The organism is Paenibacillus sp. FSL P2-0121 (assembly GCF_037975345.1).
In the GTDB taxonomy this organism is placed as follows: domain Bacteria; phylum Bacillota; class Bacilli; order Paenibacillales; family Paenibacillaceae; genus Paenibacillus_AQ; species Paenibacillus_AQ odorifer.
In genome coordinates this window covers 4,066,472-4,088,128 of record NZ_CP150245.1, presented here as the reverse complement: position 1 = coordinate 4,088,128, position 21,657 = coordinate 4,066,472, and the positions used below count along the sequence as shown (strand labels likewise).

The 21,657-nt window shown below is 42.6% G+C and carries 13 protein-coding genes; 7 read left to right on the top strand and 6 right to left on the bottom strand.

What is annotated here, in order from left to right; genetic code table 11:
- Positions 1-1,138: 1,138 nt before the first annotated feature.
- From MKY54_RS18085 to MKY54_RS18070, 4 genes are all read right to left on the bottom strand, one after another.
- Positions 1,139-2,146 (bottom strand): alpha/beta hydrolase, encoded by a 1,008-nt coding sequence (locus MKY54_RS18085; protein ID WP_339187398.1) that lies wholly within the window; start codon positions 2,144-2,146, stop codon positions 1,139-1,141.
- On the bottom strand, positions 2,130-2,807 hold the full coding sequence (locus MKY54_RS18080) for a GNAT family N-acetyltransferase (RefSeq protein WP_339187396.1): 678 nt from the start codon (positions 2,805-2,807) through the stop codon (positions 2,130-2,132). Before MKY54_RS18080 ends, MKY54_RS18085 begins: the two co-directional genes overlap by 17 nt.
- Positions 2,804-3,592, bottom strand: coding sequence for a MerR family transcriptional regulator (locus MKY54_RS18075; RefSeq protein WP_076305730.1), 789 nt, complete (start codon positions 3,590-3,592; stop codon positions 2,804-2,806). The genes MKY54_RS18080 and MKY54_RS18075 overlap by 4 nt, the downstream gene beginning before the upstream one ends.
- A 475-nt stretch (positions 3,593-4,067) precedes the next feature.
- The gene (locus MKY54_RS18070) at positions 4,068-4,715 is read right to left on the bottom strand and encodes a transcriptional regulator (protein WP_076182320.1); all 648 of its coding nucleotides are present in this window, start codon (positions 4,713-4,715) and stop codon (positions 4,068-4,070) included.
- Between the two features lie 215 nt (positions 4,716-4,930).
- Here MKY54_RS18070 and MKY54_RS18065 point away from each other — a divergent pair, with 215 nt between their 5' ends.
- The 6 genes from MKY54_RS18065 to MKY54_RS18040 all read left to right on the top strand — a co-directional run bounded on the left by MKY54_RS18065 (position 4,931) and on the right by MKY54_RS18040 (position 15,821).
- Complete coding sequence (locus MKY54_RS18065; RefSeq protein WP_076281670.1) at positions 4,931-5,161, top strand: hypothetical protein; 231 nt, start codon at positions 4,931-4,933, stop codon at positions 5,159-5,161.
- Between the two features lie 717 nt (positions 5,162-5,878).
- Positions 5,879-8,989 (top strand): ATP-binding protein, encoded by a 3,111-nt coding sequence (locus MKY54_RS18060; protein WP_339187391.1) that lies wholly within the window; start codon positions 5,879-5,881, stop codon positions 8,987-8,989.
- Between the two features lie 3 nt (positions 8,990-8,992).
- On the top strand, positions 8,993-10,084 hold the full coding sequence (locus tag MKY54_RS18055) for a response regulator (protein WP_339187388.1): 1,092 nt from the start codon (positions 8,993-8,995) through the stop codon (positions 10,082-10,084).
- 133 nt (positions 10,085-10,217) lie between these two features.
- Positions 10,218-14,612 (top strand): Ig-like domain-containing protein, encoded by a 4,395-nt coding sequence (locus MKY54_RS18050; RefSeq protein WP_339187385.1) that lies wholly within the window; start codon positions 10,218-10,220, stop codon positions 14,610-14,612.
- Positions 14,613-15,052: 440 nt separating this feature from the next.
- Positions 15,053-15,427 carry a DUF4180 domain-containing protein gene (locus MKY54_RS18045; RefSeq protein WP_076128242.1) on the top strand — a complete coding sequence of 125 codons (375 nt, stop codon included), beginning with the start codon at positions 15,053-15,055 and terminating at the stop codon, positions 15,425-15,427.
- 19 nt (positions 15,428-15,446) lie between these two features.
- On the top strand, positions 15,447-15,821 hold the full coding sequence (locus MKY54_RS18040; RefSeq protein WP_339187382.1) for a DUF1801 domain-containing protein: 375 nt from the start codon (positions 15,447-15,449) through the stop codon (positions 15,819-15,821).
- A gap of 127 nt (positions 15,822-15,948) precedes the next feature.
- Here the strand turns inward: MKY54_RS18040 and MKY54_RS18035 are convergent, their stop codons facing one another.
- Positions 15,949-16,878, bottom strand: a complete 930-nt coding sequence (locus tag MKY54_RS18035; protein WP_076184491.1) for a helix-turn-helix domain-containing protein — start codon at positions 16,876-16,878, stop codon at positions 15,949-15,951.
- 146 nt (positions 16,879-17,024) lie between these two features.
- Here MKY54_RS18035 and MKY54_RS18030 point away from each other — a divergent pair, with 146 nt between their 5' ends.
- A complete protein-coding gene (locus tag MKY54_RS18030) occupies positions 17,025-19,778 on the top strand; it encodes a sugar-binding domain-containing protein (RefSeq protein WP_339187377.1) in 2,754 nt (917 codons plus the stop codon).
- A 76-nt stretch (positions 19,779-19,854) separates the two neighbouring features.
- Here the strand turns inward: MKY54_RS18030 and MKY54_RS18025 are convergent, their stop codons facing one another.
- Positions 19,855-21,549: a M3 family oligoendopeptidase gene (locus tag MKY54_RS18025; RefSeq protein ID WP_339187374.1), complete on the bottom strand. Its 1,695-nt coding sequence runs from the start codon at positions 21,547-21,549 to the stop codon at positions 19,855-19,857.
- Between the last annotated feature and the right edge of the window lie 108 nt (positions 21,550-21,657).

Here is a 21,657-nt window from a genome sequence, read left to right as displayed (position 1 = left end):
AGCGTACAGCTATAATCAATACGCCATATAACGCTGTTTATGCAGCAGGAGAGGGAGAATCTGAGTTAATGACACCCAGTTTATGCCTTTGCTTCTGCTACTTACGTGGAGTTTTCGGAGTCTGTTGCTGGTGGTTAGTACGCTGGCGTGGTGGTTACGGGCGCCGAAGCTGCCGATAAGTATGCTCGCAGTAGAAGTCCGCGACCGTTTGAGCAAAAATTACATACTCGGTTGTCGTTAGTGAACCTAAGCTGCCGATAAGTACGTTCGCAGTGGAAGTCCGCGACCGTTTGAGCAAAAATTATGACCGCGATTGGAGTTACGGACCGTAACGCAGCTATTTCAGCTAATTCGCTCATTTTCCCTGAGTTTCGGACTGCATAGCTCTTAATGAGCAGAAAAAGTGGATCAGAGCAGTGTTTTTGAGTAAATAGCTACAACTGAGTCCGATAGCGTGGCGAAAACGAGGAAATTCAGCAAATAAGGGCTGTACGGTCCGAACGTATAGAGTGCATTGGTGATAGTCGTAGGTATTTCTGATAAGAAGCGTAGATTCTGGGGAATCAAAGCCTTTACACGGGCTTGTGCTGTTGTTAAGTACTTTCCGCGTGGTGGTTACGGACCGTAACGCAGCTATTTCAGCTAATACGCTCATTTTCCCTGAGTTTCGGACTGCATAGCTCTTAATGAGCAGAAAAAGTGGATCAGAGCAGTGTTTTTGAGTAAATAGCTGCGTCTGAGTCCGATAGCGTGGTGAAAACGAGGAAATTCAGGAAATAAGGGCTATACGGTCCGAACGTATGGAGTGCATTGGTGATAGACCTAGGTATTCTATAAGATACGTAGATTCTGGGGAAATCAAAGCCAATACACGGGCTTGGGCAGTCATTAATTACTTCCGCGGTTGTGGTTACGGACCGTAACGCAGCTATTTCAGCTAATTCGCTCATTTTCCCTGAGTTTCGCACTGCATAGCTCTTAATGAGCTGAAAAAGTGGATCTGAGCAGTGTTTTTGAGAAAATAGCTGCGTCTGAGTCCGATAGCGTGGTGAAATCGAAGATAATTGGAAAATAAGAGCTATACAGTCCGAACGTAGGGAGTTCAGCTGGCGAGAGTGCATAATGGATGGCAAACAGATTAAAACTGGCTTACAAAGTGAACCAAATCATCTAAATATGGCTCAACAACAATATGTCGTGGAAAAAAGACAGCGGTCAAATATGTTCTTAATGGTGATGAGGCATTCTTTTTTGAGAGCATAGAGTGATCAGCATCAGGAATATAGAAGACTGAAAGCAGATTTTCAGGAATTTTTTCACGGTAAACACGTTCGGTTTCCTCAACATCTACATTTATATCTTGCCCGCCAAGAACTAAATGGATAGGTGTAGTGAAGTTTTTTAAATCCCCGCTCGCATCTGACTGATAATTTTTAGCGAAAAAACCCCATTTTTCTTTGGAAATTAAATCGTCCGATTGTGCAATTCGCAAGTAACTTTCATACGACGCCTGTTCTTTAAGTAGCAGTAGGATTTGCGCGTTATAATCTTCTCTCTTTTTTATCTCCTGTTCTGAAAAACCTTCTAAAATCATCTCTTGTCTGGTATTGTAGTGTCCTTGAGAAATCCATTGAATGGCGGGGGATACAAGAATACTGAAGGCGAGATCAGGCACTTTTTTAACAATCTTAGGAATCACCCAGCCCGCCTGACTTGCTCCCCACAAACCAATAGCTTGATCATCAATCATAGGTAAGGCTTTAGCCCAGTTAATCGCATATATAGTTTCTTGCGCTCTATCCTCCATGCTTTGCTCTAGCCAGTTCCCTGAAGAACCCCCAATACCCGGTTTGTTAAGAGATAAGGAAGCATATCCGGCAGAGGCGAGCTTTTCCCACAAAGGTTTATATCCATCATCGTAAGTATCATTAACTGGGCCATCCCCATGAACAAAAACTACCAGTCCGACGGTTCCAGAGTAGCTTTTGGGCAGAACTAAGGTTCCTGTTAGTTGACCTTGAGGCGTATCTATTTCAATTTTTTGCTCAGTCATTGAAAAAGAATGTTGCTGTAGTACGAACAGGACCGCTGCAATCAACAACGAAATGGTAATCATCCAGACAGTTAGCTTAATTTTCTTTTTCATTCATTGATCCCCCAGATTGTAGCGATGTTTTTCTTATCATGTAATGCCAAACAGGCTCTTTAAAAAGTAAATGTCTTACCGCGCTATAGTCAGATTTATGGATCTCAAAGTTCAACTGCTGGTACATATTAATGGCACGTTTATTCTTGTTAGCAACATGTAGCGTTAATTTTTCAATTTCAGAATGACTGTTTACAAAATCTTCCGCCCAACCCAGCAACTCTTTGCCAATTCCCTTATTACGGTGACTGGACCGAACAGCCAAATGAGCCACATAACACTCTTTTGCTCTAGGTTGATAATCCAAAAAATATAACCCAAGGATTAACTTACAAACATTTAAGTATCCAAATTTCTTGAATAGCTGCAAAAAGGGAGCCCGATTCAGTGGTTTAATTGATCCTTTTTTAAGGGAGATTGTATCCTGCCATTTTAAGTAGATAGTGCCAACCACTTCTCCGTTTTCATAAGCGATTATTTGTTTAGATGATAAGGAAGAAGAATCTTGTTCCCAAAGTCTTATAAGTAGATCAGCAATTTCATTGTCCTCGAGAGAGAGGAGAGAGTGAAATTTCCCGTGAAATGCATCTACCAAAAGCCTGCTTACAGCCTCACGATCTTGTTCCTGGTAATGGGCGATGATAACCTCGTTTGTACTCATTTAGTGGTATCATCTAAGGCATGCTCGATTTGAATTTGAAGCTCATAATGAAGCTTGTCGTTGTTAAACATGGATAGGTACGATTTCTCCAAAATGATGATTGGTCCCAATACCATGTAGTGATGCCCATTTAAAAAGTGTTCCAGCTTGGCAATCTCATGATCTACATCCTGATCGTCTGTTACAAAAAATGCTTTATAGAGATAACACCCTTTTTCTAAAACAATGTCAGGGGCGGGAGTGGTTTCAATGGTTTCAAAGCATAAGGTTACTTGTTCAGAATCGTATACATAATGCAAATCTGTTTCAAATAAATGATGGTATTGCGGTCTTTTTTCATATAAACTTCGTGCAGTTATTGTTTCGTTATCCTCTAGCACCAACCACTTTTTCAGATAACGATTGTCCACATGTTTAATTTGATAATCCCCCTTCATGTTGCCATAATCTGCATGCTCTTTTAGTACCTTTTGTATAAATTGTTGCAGCATTATTAATTGGTTTATTTCTGAGTTGATTTTGTTTAACGATTTCTCTAACAGCAGTTGGTAGTCATTCGTTGCGGATTTATTCATACTTTGGTTAATGGTGCTGACAGGGATGTTTAATTTGCGGAGCAACAGGATATGTGCCAATTGATAGATCTCATCGATGCCGTACATCCGGTACTGATTATTGTCTATATAGGATGGAAACAGGATTTCTTTTTCTTCAAAATATCGAATCTGGTGGATAGATACATTCATAAGTTTTGATAGTTCGCCAATTGTAAGGTACGGATTCAAGGGCGGTGCTCCTAACTGTAAGTTATTTGATAAAATAACTATAAACCTTAGGTCAGACCTAAGGTCAAGTGTTGATTAAAATACGGACTAAGCAGAGCACTTTTTTTCTGAATAATGATTAGTAATAGTAATGGGTAGTATTGAAAAAGACTTAGATTTTGGAAGGACAATGCGGGGGTGCAACGGATTAGATTCAGGATCATTTTTTGTATGAGCCTTGCTGGTATGACCCTAGAGTTGCCGTTACGGACCATAATGCAGCTATTTCAGCTAATTCGCTCATTTTCCCTGAGTTTCGGACTGTATAGCTCTTATTGAGCTGAAAAATTAGGTCAGAGCAGTGTTTTTGAGTAAATAGCTGCAACTGAGTCCGATAGCGTGGCGAAAACGAAGATAATTGGGAAATAAGAGCTATACGGTCCGAACGTAACTTTGTTAATCAAACCAAACTAATCAAACCAAACTAGTCAAGTCATCACATTCTAAGCTGATAGGTTCGATTGCGTACTTTTCCACCGACGATCTCTAGTAGCTGCTGTTCAACTAACTCATGTAAAACACGTCGGGCATGGCGATTAGTGACTCTAAGATGATGGGTGAGTTCAACAGGTGTGAAAGGACGCAGAAGACGTCTTGCGAAACGAAGTGTTTCAGCTTCTAACCAAGTTAATGAAGAGGGCGCGTCTGAAGCCATGAATTTGCCGATGAATGCGAGTACTAGTTGTTGACATAGCTGAGGCTCGTCCGTGATTGAGGGATAGGCGATGGATAGGAAGGTCCAACCGTCTAGCGATAATAAGGAATGGCGTCTACATAAATCTTTGAATCGTCGTACATCAAGATCTCTAGCATGCGGACCGTAGCCTTGAATCTCAATTCCACCCTTTGCTCCACCTGGCATATAGGCCAGATCAAGATAACGATAACCATTGTTGAAATCGCGCACTTCCCATTCGGGGAACAAGTAGTTGAAGTTTCCTACAGCAGGAAACCATACGGCACGCAGAAATTCGACTGTTCCATAGCCCAACCCTTTTGCAAGAAGCTCCTGTCTGCGGGGATTGTTCTCCTTATCCAAGTTGATCTGTAACCATTCCTCTAGTTGCTGTTCGAATCTGGACATTTTGTATATCCTCCTTAAGTAATTTTTTGAAAAAAGAAAAAGCCGCTCCCATACAATTCCTCCTGAGCTTAACCCAGGATAGAGATTGTATAAAAGCGGCGTGTTCTTCACGACCTATAGTTGCTATTATAACGAGTGCTGGGGATTTCTTCAATGAGTTACTGTGTATAAAGATGACGAATTCTAATAGGTTTTAGATGAAGGAAGCTAGCATGGTGAACGAGCTGAATTTGCTGAAGTTAATAGTTACTCTAAAAGCGGATTCTTCCCCCGCGCGGCCGCATGGCTTTTCTAGGACGAACATCATGTGGTTACTGATCCGCAAAAATGGATTACGTGCTCTGCGCAATATCATTATTCATTTTCGAACGTTGCGGACAGTATTGCAGCTATTCGTACATTTTCGCTCGTATTCCAAAAGTTACGGACTGCATAGCTCTTATTAGCCGCAAATCGACTCAAAATGGGGCAGTTATGTGCGAATAGTTGCAACTGAGTCCGATAGCGTGGCAAAACCCTCATTTTTCAGCAAATAAGGTCTCCTGAGTCCGCAAGCGTGCGGCGTAAGCATTCAGAGTTCCCAACGACGTCAGAATTGTCTATCTAGTCCAAGTCGTCAGATTATACATGTTGTCTATGTCACCAAAGTCATGTAACTCCGGGATGAACGGACAGTATTGCAGCTATTCGTACATTTTCGCTCGTATTCCAAAAGTTACGGACTGCATAGCTCTTATTAGCTGCATATCGACTCAAAATGGGGTAGTTATGAGCGAATAGTTGCAACTGAGTCCGATAGCGTTTCAAAAACCTCATTTTTCAGAAAATAAGGTCTCCTGAGTCCGCAAGCGCGCGGCAGATGCATTCGAGTCGCCAAAGTAGCACAAGTCGCCCAACTGGTCCTTTCATTTCGTCATTAAACTCATCATGCTCCTACCGTCATCCTACTCATCATGGTCATATCAGACCCTCTTTTCATACAAGTCCCGCTTTTTCCGAAAAAAATCCTAATATAGGTCCGTTACTTTGTCGAATTGTGAAGGAAATTAGAAAATTTTATAGAATTATCTATGTTCATCTAAACTTTTTACTCTACATCACGTGTTGCAGGATGGCCCTGGTGATTGCTGCAGCTTTACTCTTCCATAAAAGGGGCCGATACGATGCTCAAAAGGACATTACTTATCTATCTGATTGGTTTAATTTTATTATCTGCGATTCCTCTATCCATTCTTATGGGTCACGATAAACAAGGGAGTCACCTGCAAGTGCAGCATGGAGTCATGGATCTCGCAGCTTGGGATTACGAACAGGATAAGATTATCAAGTTAGACGGTGAATGGGAGTTTTATTGGAATCACTTATTAACTCCTGAGCATTTTAGGGCGGGTAGCGCAGATATACCTGATTCTACAGCTTGGATGGAGGTGCCCTCCCGGTGGAACGGCAACATCGTTAATGGAAGCCCTTTACCCGCCTTCGGTTCCGCCACCTATCGGATGGTTCTAAAAAACCTGCCCGTAAGCGGGGTATTCGCCTTGAAAAAAACAAATATCCGCTTTTCAAGCAGGATTTTTGTTAATGGACAGTCAGTTATTGAGGATGGTAATCCTGCTGCTAATGAAGCTGATTATCGGTCAGGGAATATCCCGCTGATTGGGCTTTTTTCGTCTGATAAGGGAGATGTAGAAATCATAATTCAAGTCTCCAACTTCGATTATGTAAATGGGGGCATTCCGGTTTCTTTATCCTTTGGTGAGGAAGCAGCAATGATGGAGGTGCAGCAGAAGAGTACGGCCCGTGAATTTAGCACCGTTGCTATTTTAGGCACACTTGCCCTTATCTTTTTTATCTGCTTTGGGGCAGCGTCCTTATACCGTAAGCAGGATTACTCTTTACTTGTATTTGCTACTATTTGTTTGCTGTTTGCGATATATCATGGGTTGATCGGCGAGCGTTCACTCTTACTCTTTTTCCCTAAACTTTCGTTCATAGTGCTCTACAAAGTAAAGGATATAAGCTCCATCTCCTGCTTTATTGTGCTCGCAATATTTTTTTACCAAATGCACAAAAGCATAATATCTTTAAAATTTACTCAAGCCATAACGATTGTTTTAGGCAGCTTTATAATTCTGGTCGCCATCCTGCCGATTCGTTCTTACACGGTCATTTATCCGTATGTGATTATTTTATATGAGCTGATGTTAATTTGGATGTTATGTAGAGTGGCTACCCTATATATTAGAAGCGCAGAAGTAAATAGAATCAAATTGCTGCTGATGTTTATGGCGATTCTAGCTATTAATCTATATTCCATAGACATTATTTTGTTTGCTCTTTCTATAAAAGAGAACCTTTGGCTCGGGCAGTTTTACATTGTGGCTTTTAATATCATCATGATCGTGCTGATTGTTCTACGTTTTTTTGAAGCCTACCATACCATAGACGAGATGAAAAACCAGCTGATCGGGCTGGATAAAATTAAAGATGAATTCCTTTCCAACACCTCACATGAACTAAAAACACCTCTAAATGCCATAGTGAACATTACAGCTACGCTGCTGGATGGGGTTGAGGGTCCAGTTAATGAAAAACAAGCGCAGAATCTAGCGATCGTAATAGGGAGCGGCAGAAGATTAACACATATGGTAAATGAACTACTTGATTATTCCAAAATGAAGTATGGAGACATCACATTATACAAAAGCAACCTGGATTTGAAAGCCGTTGTTGATTCCGTCATTGGTATTCATTCTTTTTTGCTCGGAGAAAAGTCGATCCTGCTCGTTAACAGAGTCGCTTCGAATTTTCCTATGGTGAATGCAGATGGCAATCGTCTGATTCAAATTTTCCACAACTTGGTTGATAATGCGATTAAATTTACGGAACAGGGTGAAATAGAGATTAGTGCCAGAGTTATTCAGGAGTGGGTGGAAGTACGTGTGGCAGACACAGGTTTGGGAATCTCACCGGATATGCAGGAGCGTATTTTCAAAGCTTTTGAGCAGGTGGATGAGGCGGAGATTCATAGTCATGGTGGAACAGGGCTCGGATTAAGTATTACTAAGAAGCTAGTAGAACTGCATGGTGGGAACATAGCTGTGGAATCTACAGTGGAAAAAGGTTCGGTGTTTATTTTTACACTTCCACGGTGGGATAAAGCGGTTAAGCCAATCTCGAGGCCAACCCTTAAGGCGGCACATTCTTATAAAGAATTAAGTTTCTCCCATGGTAGTTATCCCCTTTATATCAAAGGCGAGATCGATGAGCCCATTTTAGTAGTGGACGATGATTTTGCCAATCTGCAATCTATGATCAATCTGTTTAAGCTAGAGAAATATTCTATTGTGGTTGTCAATCGCGGGCAGATGGCACTTGAGGAGCTAGCGAAAAACACAGACTTTTTTCTGGTGGTACTGGATATTACCATGCCGGACATTTCGGGTTACGAGGTTCTGCAAAAGATTAGAGAGAGATTTACTCCTTTTGAGCTGCCTGTGTTAATGCTGACGGCCAAGAACAGGGTGAGCGATATGAAGATGTCCATGGATAACGGTGCAAATGACTATGTGGGAAAACCTTTTGAAGCTGAAGAGCTAATGGCACGTGTTAAAAGTCTGACCCGATTGAGAGCTTCCGTGAAGACTGCCAAAGACGCCGAAATTGCTTTTTTACGATCCCAGATCAAACCTCATTTCTTATACAATGCTCTGAATTCAATTGCTGAACTATGTGTGGAGGAACCTGAGAAGGCCGAAGAGTTGACACTGCAGCTGTCCCAGTATTTGCGAAGCAGCTTTGATTTCAAACAACTGGATTCACTAACGAGTCTGGAGAATGAGCTTGAGCTGGTAGAGGCTTATATCAATATTGAAAAAGCACGCTTCGGTGCCAGATTAAATGTGGAATATGATGTGAGAGTGAATACGGATTACCGGATTCCTCCGCTGATTCTACAGCCTTTGGTCGAAAATGCAATAAGGCATGGCCTAATGTCCAATTTGCGGGGTGGCACGGTAATTATATCTGTAAAAGAATTAGAGAATTCTGTGATTAGCTTTATTGTGGAGGATGATGGATCTGGAATGAGTGAGCATAAATTGAAAGAAGTAATGCAGTCAGATGTAGATAAAAGAGGGGTGGGGCTGTGGAATATCAGTCAGCGCATCAAGCTATTATATGGAAAAAATATTCATATTCAAAGTGCTGAAGGATTAGGCACAACGGTATCTTTTGAAATTCCAATACAGCAGCTTAAGCGGATGGGAGGTTGAGGCATGCTGCGAGCGATTATTGTAGATGATGAGGAGTTATCGGTAAAACGCCTGAAGCGGATCTTATCGCAGAGCGGAGAGATTGATGTCTATGAGACGTTTTTGAATCCTGCGGAAGCCTATGCTTTTGCGAAGGCCAATCCGATAGATGTAGCTTTTTTGGATATTTCTATGCCTGAGACGAATGGGATGAAGCTTTCTAGCCTTTTGCAAGAATTGGATGAATCGATAGATGTGGTTTTTGTAACCGGATTTGATGAGTATGCGCTGCAGGCTTTTGACCTGAGTGCAGTGGATTATCTTTTGAAGCCTGTAACTGCGGAGCGGTTGTCTAAGACGTTAGAGAAACTCAAAAAAATAAATCGAAATACAACGGCTGAGCCTACGTTAGAAGTTTTTTTATTTAATGGTTTAAAAGTGTACCGCAGAACGCAGAACAGAGAGCTAATCAAGCTGAGAAGTCCAAAAACAGAAGAATTATTTGCTTTTCTGGTTAGTAAAGGGACGGTTAGCCGGGAGGAAATTATCGACACGTTGTGGAGCGGATTGGAGCCTGAAAAAGCATGGAAGAATCTGAACTCGACGCTGTATTATATTCGAAAAGCAATCGGCGCCAATTATATAAAAGCTAGCAGGAATGAAATTCATGTAGTAGAAAGCAGCATTTATTGTGATCTGTATGAATTTAGGCGATTGTTAAAGCAAATCAGGCAAACCTCTGAAAGACATGTTGAATGGATGATTCAAGCAGAAGTTTTATACACAGGAGCATTACTCAAAGGAAAAGCCTATGAATGGGCCAGTGGCAGGACGCGCAGACTCGAGCATGAATATATAGGATTGCTGGAGCTGGCTGCAAGATTTCATTTGGAGCAGAATCAGCAGCAGCAAGCACTGCATTATTTTGGAGAAATATTAAAATTAGATTCCTTGCGAGAGGACATCTATCATGAAATCATCAACTTATTAATTGAATTAGGGCGAATGAATGAAGCACAGCGGAAATTTGGTCAATTGGAAGAGATGCTGCAGCAAGAGCTCGGAACAACACCCGATCCTAAACTTAAAGCGTTAATGAAACAGAAGTTATTGTAATGGAAGGAACCTTCGAAAGGATGGCTATCGAGGGTTCTTTTTTTGTTTATTTTTTGTTTATCTTAATTTTGTATAATACTCTCGATTATTGTCGAATTAAGGACATGATTTATGCTAGAGGGGGAAATAGAGTTTGAAGCCATCATTTATGAAAATAGGCATTAGTATTTCGTTATGTACTGGACTTGTGGTGCAGGGGGTGGGTCCTATGCAAACTCCAATCATAAGTGCAAAAGCTAGTTTCGGTTGGCTCGAGAATAGCCCAGCTATAATAACGTCCATCAATGAAGATGACTATTCCAACGCAGGAGTTGAGGTAGCCAGCTTTTTGACAGGAAAAGTATCGGATCCAGCGTCAACAGGGATTGCTGTAGTAGCTTTAGATAATACCAAAGGGGCCTGGCAGTATTACAACACGGTGGGACGAATTTGGTATAATATCGAGCCGGTGTCGAACAGTAATGCTTTTCTGCTGCTGAAATCGGAGAAAATCCGTTTTGTCCCGGCGAAAGACTGGAACGGAACGGCATCCATTAGCTTTAAGCTATGGGATACAACAGCATCCGGTTATCAAAATTATCAAAAAAATGCGAATACCACAGTATCTGCCGCGTTCAGCTCAGATCCGGGTATAGCCGTAATTACTGTAAATCCAGTGAACGATGCACCTTATCTGACAGAACTAAATGGTGGGGACTATCTTAGTTTTGACGGTAACGGGGATTATGTGACCTTCCCGGATCAACGGATTTATGGGAATTCTTTTACAGTTGAAGGATTTTTGAAGGTAGATGCTTTTCAGACATGGATGAGATTTTTTGAATCATCGATCGCAGAGCAGAACCACAATATTTTTGTAGGTTTTAACGGTAAACGGATGAATTTCACTGCCTACACTAATAAGGGAGATATTAATGTCACTGAGGATTTCCCGATTTCTAAATGGGTTCATGTCGCAATTGTTTATGATCACAGTCAGAAAAAGGGACGGATTTATTGGGATGGTGTACTTAAGGCAGAAGGGGCCATGGATTTAAGTACAGTAGGAAACGTTGCACGTCCGAATAACTGGCTTGGAAAAAGCACGTGGAGACAGGACGGAGATTATAACGGTGGAATGAGAGACGTGAGGTTCTGGAGTAAAGCCAAGACCCAAAGTGATATTGTTCGAGAAATGAATGTCGACTTGACAGGCTCGGAGCCTAATCTGGCTTTAAACTATAAATTAGCGAATAGCAATGATGGGAATGTCGCTATTAATACCTCTGGTCTTCCCCTTAAGAACGGCACAATTACTGGGGCAACCTGGAAGCAGGACACAGGTTTTATGGGGAATACTACAACCGATAAAAACAAGTCGGTCTCACGATCCTTTAAGGTCCTCGATGTGGATGGAGATGACCTACAAGTATCAGCTACTTCCTCGAATACGCTCTTAATTCCGAATAATGGACTGAAAATAAGTGGAAGTGGTGAGTTACGAACTTTAGAAATAACACCCGCAGCGAATGCTTTTGGCACCAGTGTGATTTCTGTTAAGGTAAGTGATGGAGCATTAAGCAACACCTACACTTTTAATGTGACCGTGAACAATACGGGGGATGTAATCGTAACCGGAGTGACCCTGGATAAACCATCACTCAGTTTAACGGAAGGAGAAGCAGGAGACACGCTTAGTGCCGTAATAGCACCTATTAATGCCACGAACAAAACAGTAAATTGGAGCTCTAGTGATGAGACTGTTGCAACCGTTGTAAACGGGGTGGTAACTCCAGTTGGCGTTGGAACAGCGATCATCACGGTAACGACTACTGATGGAAGTTTTACAGCTTCGTCTGTAGTAAATGTGAGTGCCCCAATCCCGCCCGTTGTGGACGTAACTGGAGTGAAGCTAGATCAGGAGACACTGAATTTAACAGCTGGTGAAGCTGATGGACTCCTCAAAGCAACAATAGAGCCTGCCAATGCAACGGATAAAGACGTGATCTGGAGCTCGAGCGATGAAACAGTCGCGACCGTTGTGAACGGAGTAGTAACTCCGGTTGGTGAGGGGACAGCAGTTATTACGGTAACGACCAAAGATGGAAGTTTTACAGCTTCGTCTGTAGTAAATGTGAGTGCTCCAATCCCGCCGGTTGTGGATGTAACTGGAGTGAAGCTAGATCAGGAGACACTGAATTTAACAGCTGGTGAAGCTGATGGACTCCTCAAAGCAACAATAGAGCCTGCCAATGCAACGGATAAAGACGTGATCTGGAGCTCGAGCGATGAAACAGTCGCGACCGTTGTGAACGGAGTAGTAACTCCGGTTGGAGAGGGGACAGCAGTTATTACGGTAACGACGAAAGATGGAAGTTTTACAGCTTCGTCTGTAGTAAATGTGAGTGCCCCAATCCCGCCCGTTGTGGACGTAACTGGAGTGAAGTTAGATCAGGAAACACTGAATTTAACAGCTGGTGAAGCTGATGGAATTCTAAAAGCAACAATAGAGCCTGCGAATGCAACAGATAAAGACGTGATCTGGAGCTCGAGCGATGAAACTGTAGCGACCGTTGTGAACGGAGTAGTAACTCCGGTTGGAGAGGGGACAGCAGTTATCAAGGTAACGACCAAAGATGGAAGTTTTACAGCTACAACCACAGTTAATGTAGCCGCTCCTAAGCCACCTGACGTTATCGTAACTGGGGTGACTTTAGACCAGACAGAACTTAACTTAACGGTGGGTGAAGGCGAGGGAACTCTACAAGCGACAGTAGCACCTGCTAATGCAACAAATAAAGGTATGATCTGGAGCTCGAGCGATGAGACAGTAGCTAAGGTTGTTTATGGAGTAGTAACGCCGATTGGTGAAGGAACAGCCATCATAACGGTAACGACGAAAGATGGAAGTTATACGGCTTCTACAACCGTTACTGTGAAGGCACCTGTTAAACCAGTTACAGCACCTGGAATTCCAACATCCGTAACTGCAACTGCAGAGAATGGTCAAGCAATCATCACCTTTATCCCGCCGGTGAACGATGGAGGCAGCGAAATCACAGGATATATTGTAACTGCTAATCCGGGAGGTTTGACGGTTACAGGAACTGGAAGTCCTCTGACAATCAGTGGTTTGACGAATGGAACAAGCTATACCTTCACGGTACAGGCAATCAATAAAGCTGGCATCAGCGAATCCTCTGCTGAGTCCAATGCAGTTGTTCCTAGCACTCCATCTGGTGGTGATGTTGTTGTTCCGTCGCAACCAACCCCATCACCAACTCCGGCACCTGTGGTAAATGCTGCTTCCATTCTAATCAATGGTAAAGCGGAAATAGTGGGAACCGCAACGAATGGTAAACGGAATGAGCAAACGTTAACCACCATTGTGTTAGATCAGAAGAAGCTAGAGGACAAGCTCGCCACTGAAGGTAAAGGTACGGTAGTTTCTATCGGTGCAAATAGTAAATCTGATGTTATAGTTGGCGAACTAAACGGACAAATGGTTAAAAATATGCAGGGTAATCAAGCGATTCTTGAGATTAAAGCGGGAAATGCGACATTTACACTGCCTGCTCAACAAATTAATATTGACGCTTTGAACGAGCAAATCGGCAAGTCGGTAGCTTTGCAAGATATTAAGATACAGATTGAAATTAGTGCTCCTACAGCCGATAAAGTTAAAGCTTTAGAAGCAGCTGCGCAAAAAGGATCCTTCTCATTAGTTTCCGCGCCAGTTAATTTTACGGCTAGAGGTATCTACGGAGATAAGAGTATTGAACTTTCCCAATTCAATACGTATGTTAAACGTACCATAGCCATTCCTGAGGGGATGGACCCGAACAAGATTACAACGGGAGTGTACGTTGATTCCGAAGGTTCGGTACACCATGTTCCTACTAAAGTGGTTGTAATTGATGGCAAATATTTTGCTACTATCAACAGCTTAAGCGGTGGTACTTACTCCGTAATCTGGCATCCGCTTGAATTCAGTGATGTGGCTAATCACTGGGCAAAAGAGGCAGTGAACGATATGGGCTCCCGATTAGTCATTGAGGGAACAGGTAATGGTCAATTTACTCCGGATCAAGCCATTACCCGTGCAGAGTTTGCGGCGATTGTTGTGCGCGGTCTGGGACTTGAGATGGAACAAGCTGCAACACCATTCTCAGATGTAAAGACCACGGATTGGTATAACAGTGCGATCAACACGGCATTTGCTTATCAATTAATCAATGGTTTTGAAGATGGCATGTTCCGCCCTGATGAACATATTACCCGTGAACAAGCGATGTTAATTATTGCTAAAGCGATGAAAATTACAGCGCTACAGACTAAGCTTTCTGTTCAATCGGCTGACGTTTTGTTAGCTCCATTTACAGATAGTAGTAAGGTTTCTAACTGGGCAATCAGTGGAGTTACTGACACTTTGCAGGCAGGCATTATCATGGGAAGAAGCAGTAAAGGGCTTGCTCCGAAAGATGATATGACCAGAGCTGAGGTTGCAGAGATCGTGAAGCGGCTACTTGAAAAGTCGGATTTAATCTAATCTACTGAGCTCCAGAATTGTGATCATTAGAGGATTCGTTCAAAGAACATTGAACGAATCCTCTTTTCTTTTTATGGTTAGCCAAGCTGGAGAATGGCTAATTATCCAGAAAAAATAACTTAGCTCGTTTATACGATAATTAATCATTAATGATGTATTTCAGGCAGCACAATCAGGCTATGCAGAACGGCTGAAAGAAATCCTGAAAGCTCATCCGCACCTTGCGAATATGGAGAATAATATATTCGATAGTGATGGTTATACTTCCTTACATTCTGCTGCTTTTCATACGGATAATGTAGAACTAATAGAGTTGTAAATCGAACATGGCGCCGACATTTCTGCTAAAATAAAAAGTGGTGAATCTGCATGGTTGGTTGCGATTAAGCAGAGTAATCAAAATGTTGCAGAAATTCTTTGCGGAAAAGGAGTAGTCTTGAATGAAAATCACAGTGGATGATAAGAATGATTCAACGGTAGCTATAATCTCTGGTGAGGAGATCATAATCAATAATGTAAGGGATGCCTTAGACTTAATGATGAATGTGAAATACCAAGGATGCGATAAAATGCTTCTGAGGAAGGAACAGATTACGGATGATTTTTTCGAGCTAAAGTCTGGAGTTGCTGGTGAGATTGCACAAAAATATACAAACTATCAGATGAGAGTTGCTATCGTAGGAGAATTTACAAGCTATAACAGCAAAAGTCTGAATGATTTTATTTACGAATGCAATCAAGGCGATAAAATGTTGTTCAAAAGTACTGAAGCTGAGGCTTTAGCGGCCCTACATTTATGCAAATCGTGGAGATGATCCAGAGAGGAGTTATATCATGGATGAAAGTAAAATCACATATGAATCGATCGATGCCTATATTTCCGGGTTTTCGCTTGAGGTTCAGGAAATCCTTAATACGTTAAGAAAGGTGATAAAAGAGGCGGCACCGGAAGCAGAGGAAAAAATAAGCTATCAGATGCCTACTTTTGCATTACACGGAAATTTGGTGCATTTCGCTGCTTATCCCAAGCATATTGGATTCTATCCAACTCCAAGTGGAATTAATGCTTTTAAAGATGAATTATCTGGCTATAAAGGTGCTAAAGGTTCCGTTCAATTCCCTATTCATAAGCCTATGCCTTATGAATTAATTAGCAAGATTGTAACCTTCAGAGTCGCTGAGAATCTAAAAAAAGTTGAAGCAAAATAAGGTCTCTACTGGTATGAAATAGAGAGGTCCATCTGGTCAGGGCTGGAAGTGTGCATCCATTGTTGATGTTCTTCTTGATGCTGGTGAACATTGGATCCACTTCCGAGGCACTCCTGCCTCTTTTTCCTCATTTCGGACGTCGTACAAACGCCAGTATGATATCCTGGGCATAGTCCCCGAACCCACTTCCGAACAGATTTAGTCCTCGTTTATTGAGTGCATCCTCCCGAATTTCAAAACGTACACGAATAGGTTCATTAAACGCCAGCTTTAAAGAGCTGATTGTAGTGGAAGATGAGAAAGAACCATTACAGCTGCTGCCCGATTCCGAGACACTCCATGTAGTAAGAGCTCCATATTCAGTTCCACTTCTCCAACGTTCAGGGGTCAGTTTCCCTTTGCGGTTCCCGAAATCTGAGGGACAGGTCCACGTCCCGACTAACTGGTCATTGATGGATAAGCTGATATCACTGGCCCAATCCTCTCGAAATGAAGGGGCTTCTGAGCATACTTCTGCCGAAATGCGGATTTCGTCCAACTCGACGCCTGGAGGCAGGGGGTTGGCAAAATAGTATTCGACATAACCGGCTTCTGCGAACCATAAGAGAGAGGCATCGACTCGTTCAGGCATGTAGAATGCTCTTGGATCATCCTGGGAGCCAATGACGCCACCATCTTTTCCGGCCATCCCGCAGGACGGTTGTATGGAGCAGTGGGAGAACATTCCGATGGGCATATGTATTTCCTCAGTTTGATGCAGCCCATCCCCTAGCTTTGAAGGGAGATCGAGTTGAATAGAGCGACAGGTGACCGCACAGATTTTTTCGCGATTTGCACCTTGTGTAGACGAGATAAGATTAACCTGTTCTAACGTCTGCACATTGATAGATATCGTTGGCTGAGCTACACCTAACGTCTCAGCTAATTGACTGACACTCATAGGCTTCTCTCCAAGGGCTTCAAGAATGCGGACGCGGACGTCACCAGACAGTGCTTTAGCTACATCTAAAATGCGTGACGCGGGATAACGTATCGTTTCTTGTGAAATATCATTCATCTTATTTCTTCCTTTTCGTATAGGATGGGTTGAGGTTATTGTACAATGAAGAACAAGTATTGTAAAATCATAATAAACATTGCGAAAAACATATACTGGTGCTAAAATGGGCTCAACTTCTTATTTTGAAAGGCTGTGCTCGCCATATGACAACTTCTATATTAGCTTCTGAGACACTTGCGATTCCTCGTTCTGAACACCCTCATCCACATTGGCAACGTCATGAATGGATGAATTTGAATGGGCAATGGTCATTTAAGTTTGATCCGAACAATGAAGGTATGAAGGCGTTATGGTACTCCAATCCTGAAATCGCTTACGACTCAATGATCACTGTACCTTTTTCTTGGGTAAGTCCCTTATCCGGAATTGGCTGCGATCAACAAGGAATAGGCTGGTATCGCCGCACCGTGAATGGGCAGGCTGTTGACCAACAAACACGATTGTTTTTACGTTTTGGGGCAGTAGATTATTCATGTGATGTGTGGATAAATGGAGAACATGTAGGTTCACATCAAGGTGGATATGGTTCATTTGAATTTGATATTACACCTTACTGGGCAGCTAATTGTGAGAATAATATTGTCGTAAGAGCTGAGGATTTCGATCATGCTTATCAAGCGCGGGGCAAACAAGGATATGGAGAAATCCGTGGAATTTGGCAGCCTGTATGGCTTGAAGCACGTCCCGAAACTTATATGAAAGATGCAAAGTTTGTGACCCGTATAGATGGACAGGTGAAGGTAACTACAAGAATAATTGCGCATGAAACGGGTTCGGCAGAGTTTACGCTGCAATTCGCTGATCATTCTGTTGTTCATACAGAGAAGCTGCAGCTTATAGCAGGGGTGAACGAATGTAAGCTGTCTATCGATGTTCCCAATCCGCATTTGTGGAGTCCAGAAAATCCTTATTTATATGAAGGTGAATTGCAGCTTAGTGGATCGTTTGGTACAGATACAGTCAGCACTTATTTCGGAATTCGCGAAATTCAGACTGCCCGCTTTGAAGATCGTGATTATCGGTGGATCACCTTAAATGGTAAGCCGATATATTTGAACGGTACTCTTGATCAGTCCTATCACAAGACAGGGTTTTTCACCTATCCAACGGATGAAGACATGCGGGATGAAATTTATCTAATGAAACGTTTAGGGCTAAACATGGTGCGAATTCATATCAAGCCCGAAGAACCCCGTAAGCTGTATTGGGCGGATAAGCTTGGCATTCTTGTTATGGAAGATATGCCTTGTTTCTGGGGTAATCCGGATGACAAGGCCAGAGCCTCCTATGAGAGTGAAGCCCTTGAGGTGATTGAACGAGATTATAATCATCCATCTATTTTTTCGTGGGTTATGTTCAACGAGACCTGGGGTTTGAAGACAGATGCTCAGGAGGCTAGCCTCACAAGTGATGTACAGCAGCAGAGTAGTTATCTTAAAGAGACACAGGAATGGGTGCGGGAGAAATATCGCTGGGCGAAGCAGCTTGATCCGACTAGAATTGTTGAGGATAACTCGCCGTGTAATTATGATCATGTGGAATCGGATATTAATACATGGCACTTTTACATTAATGGTTACGAGCAGCTGCAAGCCCACTTAAATGAGGTTGTAGATAAAACATTCCCGGGATCGGAGTTTAACTGTATTGGCGGCAACGTACAGTCTGATGCCCCTCTAATGAACAGCGAATGCGGTAACGTGTGGGGGATAGAAGGTGGTGCAGGGGACAGTGATTTGGCATGGCATTACCGCTATATGATGAATGAATTCAGGCGGCATGATAAGCTATGTGGATTCGTATTTACTGAATTCCGTGATGTTACGAATGAGTTCAATGGTTATTACCGGCTAGACGGGAGCGATAAGGATTTTGGATATGGGGATTTTGTTCCCGGGATGACGATTGCGGATCTGCATTCCCCAGATTTTATCGTGTTAGATGCTCCTCCATGCCAGACAGTAGAAGCAGGGCAGAGTGTTAAAGTACCTTTGCTAGGTTCCAGCTTCGCGGACAGCTATCACGGTCATAATTTGAAGCTGAGATGGGAACTGTGGTACGACAATTTGGGGACTCGGGTCACTGCGCAAAGTGGACATATGTCTGTGAAATGGGATAACTTTGGAAACACTATACTTCCTTCTTTGAACATTACAATGCCTGGTCAGGAGGCGGCTGCAATACTTGCTGTTTCTCTGATTAATGAGAAGGGTGAAGCGATCACGCGGAATTTCATTACTTTTGATGTAAGAGGCGGTAATAACACTGTATTGTTTAAAGGTGAAGGAGAATTTATTCAAATTCCAGTGGGAGCTTATACCGATCATAACTTTAAGCATCAATGGGATGCTATCCAAGGATCTAAGATCAATGGTGCTGGGCAAGGTCAGTATGTATACGAGGTTACACTGCCAGATGCAGCAGATAAATCAATGATTGGTGAGATCGAAATCATGTTCGAAGCAAGTGCTAAACGATTGCTGGCGCGGCATGTTGAAGGTACGAAGCTTAATGATATGGGCCTTGATCTTATGCATGGGGCAGATGCGAGGGTGGAATATAATCCGAATACGTATTATATGACGGATGAAGAGCGTCATCCTTCCCGAGTGAACGTTCTGGTGGATGGGCAGCGGATTGGTACTTTCTATTTACCGGATGATCCGGCTGATAGCAGAGGGATTTTGTCTTGGCATTATCAGCCAATAGCGAATAAGCTGGATGAGGCTGGATCTTATGGCTACCTATGCAAGGCAAGTGTACCGGGGCAGTTAGCAGCGAAGCTGGATCGCAATCGTGTTTTCCGTTTGGAGCTGCAAGCAGAGGACGGCGGGCTAGCTTTGTATGGCCGTAATGCAGGTCGTTATCCACTGGACTTGTTGATTCGTTATCGCTAAATAACCTTAATATGAAAATAAAGCAATCCCAGCTAAGAAGCAGGGATTGCTTTTTTATCGGTATTGCAAGGTATTATTAAAGTTCTTTATCATTAATGCTGTTTAACCAGCTTTCAATCTCCCCAATGACCGAACTAATGCAGCCATCTTCAAAAGGTGAAGTCAAGCCCGCAAGTTTAACCAGCTTGATAAAGGATTTGCTTCCTCCAGCTTGACATAACTCTAAATAATCACTCCAAGCGGATTTAAAATCTTCATTTGAACGTTTCCAGAACTGGAAGGCACATAGCTGTGCTAGTGTATAGTCAATGTAATAGAACGGGGAGGCGAAGATATGGCCTTGCTTATGCCAAAATCCACCCTGTTCCAGATAAGCATTACCTTCATAATTGCGGTGCGGCAAATATTTTTTCTCGATTTCTCGCCATGCTTGCTTACGTTCAGCAGGGGTTGCTTCAGGATTGCTGTAAACAAAATGCTGGAATTCATCTACAGTAACTCCGTAAGGAATAAACTGAAGGCTATCTGCCAAATGATTGAAACGGTATTTGTCTGCATCCTCTTCAAAGAACAATTCCATCCATGGCCAAGCAAAAAACTCCATGCTCATGGAATGGATCTCACAGGCTTCATAAGTAGGAAAAGCATATTCAGGTACATTAATATTTCGGCTTTCATACACCTGGAAGGCATGCCCCACTTCATGGGTCAAGACATCAATATCCCCTGAGGTTCCATTGAAATTTGAGAAGATAAAAGGTGCTTGGTATTGGCTGAAGTAAGTACAATAGCCACCGCCTTGCTTACCTTTTTTACTTACTAAATCCACTAGATTGTTATCCAACATAAAAGTAAAAAATTCATCAGTTTCCGGAGAGAGCTCTTTGTACATCTTGGATCCGTTAGCTACAATCCAGTCAGGATCTCCTTTAGGAGTGGCATTGCCAGTCTTGAAGCTGAAGTTCTCGTCATAAAACTTCAAGGCATCCAGACCTAGGCGTTCAGTCTGCCGTTTCTTAAGCTGTTGGGAGACGGGTACGATATGCTCCAGAACTTGTTTCCGGAAGTTGGCTACCATGTCGGCGTTATAATCGGTACGCATCATCCGGTCATAACCTAGCTCAACAAAGTTGCTGTAACCAAGCTTTTTAGCAATGCGGTCACGGACTTTAACTAGCTCGTCATAGATTCGATCAAAGTCACTCTCATGTTCAGACATAAAATCATATCTGGCTTGTGAAGCACGTTTGCGCATATCGCGGTCCGTGGACAATTCAAAAGGAGTAAGCTGAGTCAGTGTCCGTTCTTCGCCTTCGAATGGAATCTTGGCGGACGCGATAAGCTGAGCGTATTCTGTAGAGAGTTTGTTCTCCAATTGTAAATCTTCGATGATTTCTGGACTAAAAGTACGCAGAGCTACTTCTGCAAGCTGAAGCAGCTGCGTGCCCCATTCTTGTTCGAATTCGGCTCTGTATTTGGAATTGACGAGTGCTTTGTAGTAGTCCGTTATGTATTCCTGAACGATAGGGCCAATCTCGTCCATGAATTCCTGTTCAGCCTTGTAGAATTCATCTGTTGTATTGATCGAATGGCGAACGCTAACCAATGTCTGCAGGGTGTCAAACTCATTGCGAAGCTTGTTAATAGCGGTAACGGAAGCCTTTTGCACTTCTAATGGCTCGGTGTCATTGAGATCTTTAAGCAGGTTGTTAAAATCCTGTTTGAACTTCTCTACATCCTGGCGCTCATAGCGATAATCATTAAATTTCATTAACTATTCAACTTCCTTTCTATACCAGATAGTCTCTATTATATATTCTGAACAGCAATTTACGATAGACCTGTGTTAGCTGTTTTTGAATAAAAAAAGAACAAATGG